This is a genomic window from Streptomyces carminius, assembly GCF_002794255.1.
GTDB classification, from domain to species: domain Bacteria; phylum Actinomycetota; class Actinomycetes; order Streptomycetales; family Streptomycetaceae; genus Streptomyces; species Streptomyces carminius.
The window spans coordinates 2,501-15,624 of sequence record NZ_PGGW01000019.1; the positions used below are offsets into that span (position 1 = coordinate 2,501).

12 protein-coding genes and 1 pseudogene (1 of these 13 cut by a window edge) are annotated in these 13,124 nt (G+C 72.5%); 5 read left to right on the forward strand and 8 right to left on the reverse strand.

What is annotated here, in order from left to right; translation table 11 throughout:
• On the reverse strand, positions 1 to 134 hold the beginning of the coding sequence (locus CUT44_RS06335) for a DNA-3-methyladenine glycosylase (RefSeq protein ID WP_100201415.1). The gene continues 538 nt to the left of window position 1, outside the view; the window shows 134 of its 672 coding nt (coding positions 1-134); its start codon is at positions 132 to 134; the stop codon falls past the left edge of the window.
• Positions 135 to 266: 132 nt separating this feature from the next.
• Between CUT44_RS06335 and CUT44_RS06340 the strand changes: the two genes are divergently transcribed.
• The 3 genes from CUT44_RS06340 (at position 267) to CUT44_RS06350 (ending at position 2,748) form a co-directional block, all read left to right on the forward strand.
• The gene (locus tag CUT44_RS06340) at positions 267 to 1,049 is read left to right on the forward strand and encodes a sporulation protein (RefSeq protein WP_100201176.1); all 783 of its coding nucleotides are present in this window, start codon (positions 267 to 269) and stop codon (positions 1,047 to 1,049) included.
• Between the two features lie 234 nt (positions 1,050 to 1,283).
• Positions 1,284 to 1,823 (forward strand): YbhB/YbcL family Raf kinase inhibitor-like protein, encoded by a 540-nt coding sequence (locus CUT44_RS06345; RefSeq protein WP_100201177.1) that lies wholly within the window; start codon positions 1,284 to 1,286, stop codon positions 1,821 to 1,823.
• Positions 1,824 to 2,202: 379 nt separating this feature from the next.
• Complete coding sequence (locus tag CUT44_RS06350; protein ID WP_100201178.1) at positions 2,203 to 2,748, forward strand: HNH endonuclease; 546 nt, start codon at positions 2,203 to 2,205, stop codon at positions 2,746 to 2,748.
• Between the two features lie 12 nt (positions 2,749 to 2,760).
• On the opposite strand, the gene CUT44_RS06355 is transcribed toward CUT44_RS06350, so the two are convergent.
• From CUT44_RS06355 to CUT44_RS06370, 4 genes are all read right to left on the reverse strand, one after another.
• Positions 2,761 to 3,531: a sulfite exporter TauE/SafE family protein gene (locus tag CUT44_RS06355; RefSeq protein ID WP_100201179.1), complete on the reverse strand. Its 771-nt coding sequence runs from the start codon at positions 3,529 to 3,531 to the stop codon at positions 2,761 to 2,763.
• A 126-nt stretch (positions 3,532 to 3,657) separates the two neighbouring features.
• Positions 3,658 to 4,608, reverse strand: a complete 951-nt coding sequence (locus CUT44_RS06360) for an SPFH domain-containing protein (RefSeq protein WP_100201180.1) — start codon at positions 4,606 to 4,608, stop codon at positions 3,658 to 3,660.
• A 97-nt stretch (positions 4,609 to 4,705) separates the two neighbouring features.
• On the reverse strand, positions 4,706 to 5,065 hold the full coding sequence (locus CUT44_RS06365) for an NfeD family protein (protein ID WP_158239576.1): 360 nt from the start codon (positions 5,063 to 5,065) through the stop codon (positions 4,706 to 4,708).
• A gap of 78 nt (positions 5,066 to 5,143) precedes the next feature.
• Positions 5,144 to 5,935: an ABC transporter ATP-binding protein gene (locus CUT44_RS06370; RefSeq protein ID WP_100201416.1), complete on the reverse strand. Its 792-nt coding sequence runs from the start codon at positions 5,933 to 5,935 to the stop codon at positions 5,144 to 5,146.
• 114 nt (positions 5,936 to 6,049) lie between these two features.
• Here CUT44_RS06370 and CUT44_RS06375 point away from each other — a divergent pair, with 114 nt between their 5' ends.
• Positions 6,050 to 6,832 carry a hypothetical protein gene (locus CUT44_RS06375; protein ID WP_100201182.1) on the forward strand — a complete coding sequence of 261 codons (783 nt, stop codon included), beginning with the start codon at positions 6,050 to 6,052 and terminating at the stop codon, positions 6,830 to 6,832.
• A gap of 48 nt (positions 6,833 to 6,880) precedes the next feature.
• On the opposite strand, the pseudogene CUT44_RS06380 reads toward CUT44_RS06375, so the two are convergent.
• From CUT44_RS06380 to CUT44_RS06390, 3 genes and pseudogenes are all read right to left on the reverse strand, one after another.
• Positions 6,881 to 7,177, reverse strand: a pseudogene (locus CUT44_RS06380) (diguanylate cyclase); the annotation flags it as partial.
• Between the two features lie 97 nt (positions 7,178 to 7,274).
• On the reverse strand, positions 7,275 to 8,807 hold the full coding sequence (locus CUT44_RS06385; RefSeq protein ID WP_100201183.1) for an outer membrane protein assembly factor BamB family protein: 1,533 nt from the start codon (positions 8,805 to 8,807) through the stop codon (positions 7,275 to 7,277).
• Between the two features lie 205 nt (positions 8,808 to 9,012).
• A complete protein-coding gene (locus tag CUT44_RS06390; protein ID WP_233221266.1) occupies positions 9,013 to 11,538 on the reverse strand; it encodes an ABC transporter ATP-binding protein/permease in 2,526 nt (841 codons plus the stop codon).
• A gap of 340 nt (positions 11,539 to 11,878) precedes the next feature.
• On the opposite strand from CUT44_RS06390, the gene serB reads away from it, so the two are divergent.
• The gene (gene serB, locus CUT44_RS06395; protein WP_100201184.1) at positions 11,879 to 13,111 is read left to right on the forward strand and encodes a phosphoserine phosphatase SerB; all 1,233 of its coding nucleotides are present in this window, start codon (positions 11,879 to 11,881) and stop codon (positions 13,109 to 13,111) included.
• The last annotated feature ends 13 nt before the right edge of the window (positions 13,112 to 13,124 follow it).

A 13,124-nucleotide genomic window follows, 5' to 3' on the forward strand; every position in this document is an offset into this window, starting at 1 on the left:
GTCAGGCGGAGTTCGACCGGATCGTCCTCGGTCGTACGGACCAGGATCCGGCCGAGCAGGTCCGGGGCGACCTCCAGGACGGGGCGGTGGAAGAAGGCGCGGGGCAGGGGCTTACGGTCGTGGTCGGCAATCACGCCGGTCGAGCGTACTGCAGCCATCGGGTGACGGCTGTCGGCAGTGGGTCCGGCACCGTGGAACCGTAGGGCAGGCTGCCGGCGTATGTAGAGCCAGTGGACACACAGGCCAGGGCCTGGGGGAGGAAGAACATGGGCTTCAAGAAGCTGTTCGCGAGCGTGGGCATCGGCGGCGCGTCGGTGGAGACGGTGCTGACCGAGCCGAACGTGGTGCCGGGCGGCGTCGTCCAGGGGGAGGTCCGGATCCAGGGCGGCTCGGTCGCGCAGGAGATCCAGGGGCTTTCCGTCGGTCTCCAGGCGAAGGTCGAGGTCGAGAGCGGCGAGGAGGAGTACAACAAGAACGTCGAGTTCCACCGGCAGCAGCTCGGTGGTGCCTTCGAGCTCCAGCCGGGCTCGGTGCACACGGTGCCGTTCGGGCTGGAGGTGCCGTGGGAGACCCCGATCACCACGTTCATGGGACAGCACCTGACGGGGATGAACATCGGAGTGAAGACGGAGCTGGCGATCGCCAAGGCCGTGGACTCCGGTGACCTCGACCCGGTGAGCGTCCACCCGCTCCCCGCCCAGCAGGCGATCCTCGACGCGTTCGGGGCGCTGGGCTTCCGCTTCAAGAACGCGGACATGGAGCAGGGCCACATCCGCGGCACGCGGCAGAAGCTGCCCTTCTACCAGGAGATCGAGTTCCTGGCACCGCAGCAGTACCGCGGACTGAGCCAGGTCGAACTGAGCTTCGTCGCGGACGAGCGCGAGATGGACGTCGTTCTGGAGATGGACAAGAAGCCCGGCCTGTTCAGCGACGGCAGTGACACGTACCGGTCCTTCGTCGTGGACCTGGCGAACTTCCAGCAGAACGACTGGGTCGCCTACCTCAACCAGTGGCTGGCCGAGGTCGGCAGCAGGCGCAACTGGTTCTGAGGCTTCCGTCCCGGAGCTCCTGGGACGGACGGGGATCTTACGCGGGGTGCGGCCCGGGAACGGGCCGCACCCCGCGTCCGCTGTCCACACGGTGCCCTCCTACCGCGCCGCCGACCCGTACCGCCCGGCCGTTCCCCGCGCCGGCGTCCGGCGGCTGCGCCTCCGGCTTTCGCGGCGCGCGGCTCGTTAGGCTGGCCGCCGCAGCGATGTCGCGCTACCGAGGAGGTTTCCGACGTGACCGAGCAGAAGCGGCGCCCGCTCCCCCACGACTTCCATCCTTCGGTGCCGTCGTTCACGGTCGTCAGTGACGACGTGTCCGAGGGTGCCCGGCTGAAGACCGACCAGGTGCACGCCGAGGGCAACACCTCGCCGCACCTGCGCTGGGAGGGTTTCCCGGAGGAGACGAAGAGCTTCGCCGTCACCTGCTTCGATCCGGACGCGCCGACCGGCAGTGGCTTCTGGCACTGGTCGGTCTTCGACATCCCGGCGACCGTGACGGAACTGCCCGCGGGCGCCGGCACCGGTGAGATGAGAGGGCTTCCCGCGGGCGCGGTGCACGTGCGCAACGACTACGGCACCAGGGACTTCGGCGGGGCCGCACCGCCGCCCGGGGACGGTCCGCACCGCTATGTGTTCACGGTCTACGCCGTGGACACCGAGCGGCTGGGGGTGGACGCGGACGCGTCCCCCGCCGTGGTCGGCTTCAACCTGCGCTTCCACACCCTGGCACGGGCACAGCTGATCGGTGAGTACGAGGTGCCCGCGCGGGACTGATCCGGCCGGGCCCCGGAAAAGGCTTTGCGCCCCGTCCTCCCCGGATCGCACAGTGGTGGCCGGCAGTCGGCACCGCAGCAGCGGGGGTGGCGGGGCGCATGTGCGCCCGCCGCCTGCCGGAGTCCGGCGGGGGCCGGACGACCGCGCCGGCTGCCTCTCGCCCCTCCGCCGCCTGCCCGTCGCTCCGTGCCTTTCGGGCCCGGTGCTCCCCGCTGCCTCCCTCCGGCCTTCTCCCGCCGGCACACCACCGTCACCTGGACGCCCGTCCGCCGGCATCTTCCGTACGGCGCCGTGAAATTGCGTTGTTCACCGCGCGGGGCAACGGCACAGTTGGTCCCACCTCGCCACGGGGGCGGGGACGGGTCCGGAGGTGGGTGAGATGCGCGAGGCGCTGGTGCTCAACGCGAGCTTCGAGCCGCTGTCGACGGTGTCGCTGCGGCGTGCCGTGGTGCTGGTGATGCGGGACAAGGCCGTCGTCGAACAGTCCCACCCCGGGCTGCGGCTTCGGGCGGCGCACCTCGACATTCCGGTGCCGCAGGTGGTCAGGCTCCGCAGATACGTACGGGTGCCGTTCCGACAACGCGCGCCGTGGTCGCGGCGCGGTGTGCTGGTGCGGGACCGGCACCGGTGCGCCTACTGCGGCCGGCGGGCGACCACGGTGGACCACATCGTGCCGCGTTCGCACGGCGGCGGCGACACCTGGCTGAACACCGTGGCGGCGTGCGCGCAGGACAACCACCGCAAGGCGGACCGGACGCCCGCGCAGGCGGGGATGCGGCTGCTCACCCGGCCGTTCGAACCGACTCCGGCGGACGCGCTGGTCCTCGCGCTGGGGCTGCGGGACGGTACGGCGCTGCCGGAGTGGCTGGCGGTGCCCGGTCCGGCGGCCGGCTCCGCGGCCGTCCCGGTGCCCGCGTCCGCCTGAGCGATCCGGCGGTCAGCCCAGCAGGAGCTGGAGGATCGCCGCCACGCCGACGGTGACGATGACCGCGCGGAGGGCGGTCGGCGGCAGTCTGCGCCCGAGCCGGGCGCCGAGCTGGCCGCCGACCGCCGAGCCCACGGCGATGAGCAGGACGGCGGTCCAGTCGAAGTCCGCGACGAAGAGGAAGAACAGCGCGGCGGTGCCGTTGACGACGGCACCGAGGATGTTCTTGACCGCGTTGAGGCGCTGGAGGTCGTCGGGGATGAGCAGGCCCATCAGGGCGAGGTAGATGACGCCCTGGGCCGCGCCGAAGTAGCCGCCGTACGCGCTGGACAGGGTGATGCCGCCGAGGAGGACGGGGCCGCCGTGGCGGTGGGTGGCGGTGCCGCCGCCGCGAGCGCGGCGGCGGCGGATCGCTCCGGCCAGGCGCGGCTGGGCCACGACGAGGACCAGGGCCAGCGCGATGAGCACCGGGACGATCATGTCGAACGCCTCGGACGGCAGGGTGACCAGCAGGGCCGCTCCGGCCAGTGCCCCGACGAAGGCCGCGCCGCTCAGCCGCAGCACCCGGTCGCGCTGTCCGCGCAGTTCGCGGCGGTAGCCGATGGCGCCGCTGACGGACCCGGGCACCAGGCCCAGCGCGTTGGAGACGTTCGCCGTGACGGGCGGCAGTCCGACCGCGAGCAGCACCGGGAAGGTGAGGAGGGTCCCGGAGCCGACGATCGTGTTGATGGTGCCCGCGCCGACACCCGCGGCGCAGACGGCCAGCGCCTCCCAGATGCTCACGTACGACGCCCCTCAGTCGACCGGTCCGTGGACGACCGATCATGCCTGAGGGGCGTGGGCCCGGTGGACCGGGGTGGGGTGGTGCGGGTGGTGCGGGGAGGCCACGGCGGTACGCCGGACCGGACGCTACTCGATCGGCGGCTGCTCGCGGCGCTTGGCCAGATCGGTGCGGCTGTCCCCGGAGGAGGAGCCGCCGGAGGGGCCGGGACCGAAGTTGCCCAGTGCGCCGCCGAGTCCCTTGAGCGCGTCGCCGATCTCGCTGGGCACGATCCACAGCTTGTTGGCGTCACCCTCGGCGATCTTCGGCAGCATCTGGAGGTACTGGTAGGACAGCAGCTTCTGGTCCGGGTCGCCGGCGTGGATGGACTCGAAGACGGTGCGGATGGCCTGTGCCTCGCCCTCGGCGCGCAGCGCGGCGGCCTTGGCCTCACCCTCGGCGCGCAGGATGGCGGACTGCTTCTCGCCCTCGGCGGTGAGGATCTGCGACTGCCGCACACCCTCGGCCTGGAGGATCGCGGCGCGCTTGTCGCGGTCGGCGCGCATCTGCTTCTCCATCGAGTCCTGGATGGAGGTGGGCGGCTCGATCGCCTTGAGTTCGACGCGGTTGACGCGGATGCCCCACTTGCCGGTGGCCTCGTCCAGGACGCCGCGCAGCGCGGCGTTGATCTCCTCGCGGGAGGTCAGGGTGCGCTCCAGGTCCATGCCGCCGATGATGTTGCGCAGGGTGGTGACGGTGAGCTGCTCGATGGCCTGGATGTAACTGGCGACCTCGTACGTGGCGGCCCGGGCGTCGGTGACCTGGTAGTAGATGACCGTGTCGATGTTCACCACCAGGTTGTCCTGGGTGATCACCGGCTGCGGCGGGAAGGGGACGACCTGTTCGCGGAGATCGACCCGGTTGCGGATGGTGTCGATGAACGGGACCACGATGTTGAGGCCGGCGTTCAGTGTCCGGGTGTAGCGGCCGAAGCGCTCGACGATCGCGGCGCTGGCCTGTGGAATGACCTGGATCGTCTTGATGAGTGCGATGAAGACCAGCACCACCAGGATGATCAGCACGATGATGATGGCGTCCATCGTCTCTCCCCCTGCGTTCCTAGGATTTCGCGCTGACTGCGGTGACCGGCGCGGGCGTTGACGCGGGCCGTCGGCGTGACCGTGCGGTCACCCGACATCACATCACGACGGCGGTGGCCCCGTCGATCTCCACCACGTCCACCTGCGCCCCGGGGTCGAAGGACAGGCTCGAGTCGAGGGCTCGCGCGGACCAGACCTCGCCCGCGAGCTTGATGCGGCCCCCCGTGCCGTCCACCCGCTCCAGGACGACGGCCTGGCGGCCCGTCAGGGCGTCGACCCCGGTTCTCAGATCGGGACGCTGGGCCCGCCGGGCAAGGGGACGTACGACGAGGACCAGCGCGGTCGAGACCAGCACGAAGACCACCACCTGGGCGACCAGCCCTCCCCCCAGGCCGGCCACGACGGCCCCGGCGATGGCGCCCACCGCGAACATGCCGAACTCGGGCATGGCGGTCATGACGAGCGGGATTCCGAGTCCTACGGCGGCGATCAGCCACCACACCCATGCGTCCACACCGTCATGGTAGGGCCGCGGTCAGCCGAGCGGGAGACCCTGAGCCGTCCAGCGGTCGCCGACGCGCTCCACGACCAGCGGCAGACCGAAGCAGCGCGAGAGGTTGGCGGACGTCAGTTCGGTCTCGACGGGCCCGGCTGTCAGCACCTTCCCCTGGCGGATCATCAGGACATGGGTGAAGCCGGGGGCGATCTCCTCGACATGGTGGGTCACCATGATCATCGAGGGTGCGTACGGGTCGCGGGCGAGCCGTCCCAGCCGGCGGACCAGGTCCTCGCGGCCGCCGAGGTCCAGTCCGGCGGCGGGCTCGTCCAGGAGGAGCAGTTCGGGGTCGGTCATCATGGCTCGGGCGATCTGGGTGCGCTTGCGCTCGCCCTCGGAGAGGGTGCCGAACTTCCGGTCCAGGTAGTCGTTCATCCCGAGCCGGTCGAGGAAGGCCAGCGCCCGGTCCCGGTCGATCTGGTCGTACTGCTCCCGCCAGCCGGCGGTCATGCCGTAGGCGGCGGTGAGGACGGTCTGGAGGACGGTCTGGCCCGGTGGTAGCTTCTCGGCGAGCGCGTGGCCGGACATGCCGATGCGCGGGCGCAGTTCGAAGACGTCGACCCGGCCGAGCCGTTCGCCGAGGACGGTGGCGGTGCCGGAGGTCGGGAAGAGGTAACTGGAGGCGAGGTTGAGCAGAGTGGTCTTGCCCGCGCCGTTGGGGCCGAGGATCACCCAGCGTTCGCCCTCCTTGACCGACCAGGAGACGTCCTCCACCAGAGCCCGGCCCTCGCGGACCACCGATACGTCCACCAGCTCCAGTACATCGCTCATGGCGTGGCGTCTCCCAATGCAGTCGCGGCTGTGGCCTGTGTCTGTGCCTGTGGGCACAGTCCCCAGGGAAAACCTACGCCACCCCTCCCCCGTCGCTGTCCTTAGGCTGGGGGCATGCTCGAAGAACCTCGTTCCGGGCGGCTGACCGCCTGGGGAAATGCCCTGTTCGCCGGAGTGGTGGCGCCGGACGACGCCGTGTCGCGCGTCGTGGGCGACGACGCGGTGCACCGGGTGGCGGACCTGCCCGGTGAGTCCGGGGAGGTCGGTCTGACCCTCGCGCTCGGCCGGCTGCGCGCGCTGGGCGTGTCGGGACTGCGGCTCGCGCTGCCCGCGCCGGGGCATCCGCTGGGGCTGAGCGGCCCCGCGGAGTTCAACGCCGCGGCGCTGGACGCCGGGGAGGCGGTGGTCGCGGTGGGGGCGGCGCTGGGGCTGGTGCCGGAGGTCGCCGAGGCCGGCCCGGAGGGTGATGTGCACACCGAGGTGGTGTGGCGCTGCCTGGCGGTGCGCGACGCGCCGCCGGCGGACGTGCCCTCGCTCGGGGAGGCCGAGCGGGAGCTGGCGGAGGCGCTGCGGGAGGCGACCGAGGCACTGACCCGGCTGGACGTGGCCGGGTCGGGACCGGTGGCAGAGGCGGCGCTCCGGGCGTACCGGGCACGGGCGGAGGCCGGGCGCCGGCTGCTGGCACCGGGCTATCCGCCGCGTGCGGTGCGGGTGCTGGAGCTGGCGCAGCGGGTGGGGGCGCTGGTGGACATCGCGTACGGGCCGGAGCACGGCGGTGCGGTGAGCGCCGGGGCGATGGCGGTACGGGCGGAGGCGCTGCGGCCGGTGGAGCGCACCGCGCGGCGGGCGAAGGTGGCGGCGTACAACGCCTACGTGGAGGAGCGGGAGCGGCGCTGAGAGGCCGAGCGGAGACGGCGCCGAGCCGGCCCCGGGTGCGGAACCGGACGGGGCGCGGCGGACGTCGGCGAGCCGCTGCGGGGTGGCGTCGCGCAGCGTGGCGGCGGGAACGCCGTGCTGGCGGGGCAGTGGCCCGATCGCCTTCCACTGCTCGTCGCCGCCCCGGCCACGACGAACCGTGTGAAGCCTCCGTGGTCGTCGGGGACGCCGAGCGCGGCGTCCCCGGCGTCCGGGAGCTCACGGGCGGAGGAAGGTGTTCGTCTGCAGGACGTCGCGGACCTCCAGGCGGCGGTTCATCGCGAGCAGGGCGGCGCTGACGGCCGTCGGCCCGGTTCCGGGGAGCATGCGGCCACGGTACCGGCGCGGGCGGGCGGGGGTGACCGGTCCGCTGCCGTGGCGGGATCCGGCGGTGGTCGTAGGACCCGGGGGCCGCTCACCCCGCTCACCACGGCGGGTCGACCGGTGCCAGGACGCCCACCGGGGCCCGGCTGCCGGTGCCGTCCTCGGTGACCACCGTGTAGCGGTCGCCGGCGACCCACAGATCCGCCACCCGCAGGGGGGCCAGGTGGTGCAGGTACAGGTCGGTGGCCAGGGTGCCGGCCGCGGGGCCGACGCGGGCCAGCCGGTCACCGCTGAGGACCCAGATGTCGTCGCCGTCCACCGCCACCCCCTCCACCCTGCGGTCGAGCTCCCTGGTCCACAGGTGGCGGCCGTCGGTCAGGGAGTAGGCGACCAGCCGGCCCTCGTGGATCCGGTAGCCCCCGTTCTTGTTGCCCTTCTCCACCCAGCGCCGGTCGTCGGGCCGGGCGCCCGAGGCGATCAGGGTGTCGCCGGTGACCAGGGCCGTGCGGACGGGCCGGGCGGCGAAGACGGTCCGCACGGTGCCGCCCTCGCCCGGCATGACCCGGATCTCGTGGCCCGGCATGTTGACGGGCACGGTGACGGCCGGGCGGCCGGTGTCGTCGTACCGGACGACGGCCCGGGTGCCGCGGACGCCTTTCTCGTGCACCCAGACGGTGAGCGGGTCGGTGGCGAGCACCGCGGTGTGCCGCGGCCGGCCGGCCGCGGGCAGTTCCGCCCGTACGCCCGCGCTTCCGTCGGCCGCGGCGAGGAGGCGCAGCACCGGAGGCTCTTCCGGGCCGCAGTCGGCGACGGCGGCCACGGTGCCCTCGTCCCGGTGACCGGTGCCCGCCAGGAGCGGGACGCAGCCCGGTTCCGTCGCGGCCCGCCAGCGTTCCCGGCCGTCGGCGAGGCCCACCGCCCGCCAGCCGCCGCGCTCGGGAAGAACGGCGACCCCGCCGGAGACCGCCACGAGGTCGGCCACCGCACCGCCCGCGCCGCCCGGTGCGGTGACACGGGCGGACCAGCGGATCTCGCCGGTGGTCAGGTCGAGGGCCGCCGCGGTGGCGCAGGGGGCGTCCCCGGGTGCGTGGCCGAGTACTCCGGTGCCGCCGGAGGTGTTCCGGCTCATGGCGCACACCGTGTCCCGGCCGGGCGGTGTCCACTCCCATACGACGGTGCCGTCGGTGACGCGGTAGCCGGTGACCGCGTCCGGCCGGGCGCGGACCACGACCTTCCCGTCCTGCCAGCTGCCCACGGCCGCGGCGTCGGCGGGACGGTCGGGGGCGGCGGCCCAGACCCGTGCGGCGGAGTCGCCCTGGGCGGCCGTCCCCAGCGCGGCCGCCAGGGCTCCGCCGGTGAGCAGGCCGGTCCAGACCCGGCCGAGACCGGCCTGCCTGGCCATGATGACCAGGACGAAGGTGAAGACCGTACCGAGGAAGCCGCCGAAGGCCCACCAGAAGGAGCCGCGTCCACCCAGGTTCAGGAGGGTCACCAGTCCGCCGAGGAGCAGGCTGGTGACGGAGGCGCCCAGAGGCATGGAGAGCAGGACCGCCACCGGACCGCTGATGTGCCACGCCTCCGGTCGCCGGGCCGGCGGACGGGCCGCCCCGCCGCGCTCAGTGGTTCCGGTCATGTCCGTCTCCCCTCGTGGTACCGGTGCGGCCGGACGGGCCGCCGGGAGAGGCTACGGCGGGGAGCGGAAGAGATCACTGCCCGGTCCCGGCAGGGTCCGCGGCGTGCTGCCTTCCCCGGAGTTCCGGGACGTCCGGGACGCCTGTGTCCCGCCGGACGGGTCCGGCGGGACACAGGCGTGGTCACGGGAGCCGTGCCGGGCGCGGTTACCCGCGCATGACCTCCGGCTCGTGGCGGCGCAGCAGCCGGGCCACCGCGAAACCGCAGGCCACGCCCATGGCGAGCAGTATCAGCAGGTCCATCACCCATACGCCCGTGCTGTGCTCCCACAGCGGGTCGAGGTTGGTGGGGTTCTCCCGGTCCCAGGGGGCCATGGTGCGGGACAGGTCCACGGTCGCGCCGAGCACGCCGACCGCCCAGCGGGAGGGCATCAGCCAGGCGAGCTGCTCGATGCCGGGCGAGTCGAAGACCTGGAAGAGCACACCGGTGAAGACGAGCTGGACGATCGCGAAGCCCACCAGCAGGGGCATGGTCATCTCGGAGGTCTTCACCAGGGAGGAGATCACCAGGCCGATCATCATGGAGGTGAGGCCGAAGGCGATGATCCCCACGCACAGCTCGACGTTCGCGGGCAGGATCAGCCCCTCGTCGGGCAGCTCCCGCGTCGAGAAGCCGATCACGGATATGATCACGCCCTGGAAGGCCGTGATCACCCCGAGGACGATCACCTTGGACATCAGGTACGCCGACCGGGACAGTCCGGTGGCCCGTTCCCGTTCGTAGATGACCCGTTCCTTGACCAGCTCGCGTACGGAGTTGGCCGCGCCGGCCAGACACATGCCGACCGCGAGGATCAGCAGGATCGTGCCCGCGTGCTGGTTGAAGCCGTTGGGATTGCGGGTGATGCCGTACTCGGTGGGGATCACCGTGCTGACCGTGCCCAGGATCACCGGCAGGATGACCATGAGCGCCAGGAAACCCTTGTCGGAGGCGATCACCGAGGTGTAGCGCCGGGTCAGGGTCCACAGCTGGGAGCCCCAGCTCTGCGGTTTGGGGGGCCGGGCGGCCGGCCCGGCGTACTGGGCGTACTGGTACGCCTGGGGGGCCGGGGCGTCGATGTCCGCGGCATAGCGCCGGTAGTGCTGCGAGCCCTGCCAGCGGCCGATCCAGTCGTAGTCGCGGTAGTTCTCGAACGCGGAGAAGACGTCCGCCCAGCTTTCGTAGCCGAAGAAGTTGAGCGCCTCGTCCGGCGGGCCGAAGTAAGCCACGCCACCGCCCGGCGCCATCACCAGGAGCCGGTCGCACAGCGCCAGCTCGGCCACCGAGTGGGTGACCACCAGGACGGTGCGGCCGTCGTCGGCCAGACCGCGGAGCAACTGCATCACATCCCGGTCCATGCCCGGGTCCAGGCCGGAGGTCGGCTCGTCCAGGAAGATCAGCGACGGCTTGGTGAGCAGCTCCAGGGCGACCGAGACGCGCTTGCGCTGGCCGCCGGAGAGGGAGGTGATCTTCTTGGCGGCGTGGATGTCCAGCTTGAGCTCGGCCAGTACCTCCTCCACCCGTGCGTTGCGCTCGGCCCCGGCGACGTCGCCGGGGAAGCGCAGCTTGGCGGCGTAGCGCAGGGCGGTGCGGACGGTCAGTTCCTTGTGGAGGATGTCGTCCTGCGGGACCAGGCCGATGCGCTGGCGCAGCTCGGCGAACTGCTTGTAGAGGTTCCGGTTGTCGTAGAGGACCTCGCCGATGTCGGCCGGGCGGTAGCCGGTGAGGGCACGCAGCAGGGTGGACTTGCCGGAGCCGGACGGGCCGATCACGGCGACCAGGGACTTCTCGGGGACGCCGAAGCTGACGTTGTTCAGGATCACCTTGCCGCCGTCGACCTTGACGGTCAGGTGCCGGGCCGAGAAGGAGACCTCGCCGGTGTCGACGAACTCCTCCAGCCGGTCGCCGACCACCCGGAAGGCCGAGTGGCCGACACCGACGACGTCGTCGGGTCCGATGACCGCCGAGCCCGACTTGGGCAGCGGCTGGCCGTTGACGTAGGTGCCGTTGTGGCTGCCGAGGTCGCGGATCTCGAAACGGCCGTCGGGGGTGGACCGGAACTCCGCGTGGTGCCGGGAGACCTGCAGGTCGGAGACGACCAGCTCGTTCTCCAGCGCGCGGCCGATCCGCATGACCCGGCCCAGCGCGAACTGGTGGAACGTGGTCGGACTGCGGTGGTCGCCGTGCAGGGGCGCGCCGCTCTGCGGGGACATGCCCTCCTGGTCGGGCCGCGGCGTGTGCTGCGGCGGCACCTGCTGCTGCGGGGCCGGGGCGGCCGGTGGCTGTCCCGGGCCGGGGCCGGGGCCGCCGCCGTACTGCTGCGGCTGCCGGGCGGGTGCCTGCGGTGCGGCCACCGCGGCCGGGGCTCCGGCCGCGGGTACCCCGGCGGCCGCGGCGGAGAACTCCAGAAGGGGGCCGTCAGCCGCGTTGCCCAGGTGCACGACCGAGCCCGCGCCGACCTCCAGCCGCCGCACCCGGCCGCCCCGCGCGTACGTACCGTTGGTGCTGCCCTGGTCCTCGACGGTCCAGGCCGTCCCGCTCCAGCTCAGCGTGGCGTGCCGCCAGGAGACCCTGGCGTCGTCGACCACCAGATCCCCCTGCGGGTCCCGCCCCAGGGTGTAGGACCGGGACGGGTCGAGCGTCCAGGTCCTTCCGTTCAGTTGCACTACGAGTTCCGACACTCCATGCCCCACAAAGTTGTCCCCCGAGCTACCCCCTCCTACGAGGAGGCGGGGATGGCGAATGATCGTGGAGGCACTATTCCAGGCCACACGTCCCCGCAGACAGCCACCCCGGTGGATGGTTGCGGAACCGCTACGGTCCGCGCCCCTCCCGGGGGCCGGTGGCGGGAGGCACCGGAGGAATCCGCGGACCAGGGGGTACCCGGGACGGTGGACACCCCTGATGGACAGCGCGCACCGCGGCGGGCGGGGCGGATCCCCCGGCCGTCTCCGCGTCGGCCGCCGACCGGGTGTCCGGGGTACGGACGGCGCGTACGGAACCGCACCGGTGCTCGATACCGTAGGGATCATCATGAGCGCTTCGCAGACTCCGCCGGCTGTTCCCTCCGCCGCCGAGGACACCCCCACCCTCCTGGTGAAGATCTTCGGCAGGGACCGGCCCGGCATCACCGCCGGCCTCTTCGAGGTCCTGTCCGCCTACTCCCTCGATGTCGTCGACATCGAGCAGGTCGTCACCCGGGGCCGGATAACCCTGTGCGCCCTGGTCACCACGCCGGGCGGGGGCGGCGCGGAGGGAGAGCTGCGGGCCCGGGTGCACACCTGGGCGGAGTCGGTGAAGCTCCAGGCGGAGATCATCTCCGGCCGGGGCGACAACCGGCCGCGCGGCACCGGCCGCTCCCATGTCACCGTCCTGGGCAATCCGCTGACCGCCGAGGCGACGGCCTCCATCACCGCCCGGATAACCGGGGTCGGCGGCAACATCGACCGCATCTTCCGGCTGGCGAAGTACCCGGTCACGGCCGTGGAGTTCGCCGTCTCGGGTGCGGCGACCGGGCCGCTGCGCACCGCGCTGGCCACCGAGTCGGCGGCGCTGGGGGTGGATGTCGCCGTCGTCGCCTCCGGGCTGCACCGGCGGGCGCAGCGCCTGGTCGTGATGGACGTGGACTCCACGCTCATCCAGGACGAGGTGATCGAGCTGTTCGCGGCGCACGCGGGCTGCGGGGCGAAGGTCGCGGAGGTCACGGCCGCCGCGATGCGCGGCGAGCTGGACTTCGAGCAGTCACTGCACGCCCGGGTGGCGCTGCTGGAGGGGCTGGACGAGTCGGTCGTCGACAAAGTGCGCACCGAGGTCCGGCTCACTCCGGGCGCCCGCACCCTCATCCGCACCCTCAAGCGGCTGGGCTACCAGGTGGGGGTGGTCTCGGGCGGATTCACCCAGGTCACCGACGACCTGCGGGAGCGGCTGGGACTGGACTTCGCCTCGGCCAACACCCTGGAGATCGTGGACGGGAAACTGACCGGCCGGGTCGTCGGCGAGGTCGTGGACCGGGCGGGCAAGGCACGGCTGCTGCGCCGTTTCGCGGCCGAGGCCGGAGTCCCGCTGTCCCAGACCGTGGCGATCGGCGACGGCGCCAACGATCTGGACATGCTCAACACCGCGGGGCTCGGAGTGGCGTTCAACGCCAAGCCGGTGGTGCAGGAGGCCGCGCACACGGCGGTGAACGTGCCGTTCCTGGACACCGTGCTCTATCTGCTGGGCATCACCCGCGAGGAGGTCGAGGCGGCCGACGCCGCCCAGGCGTGAGAACGTCCCGGCC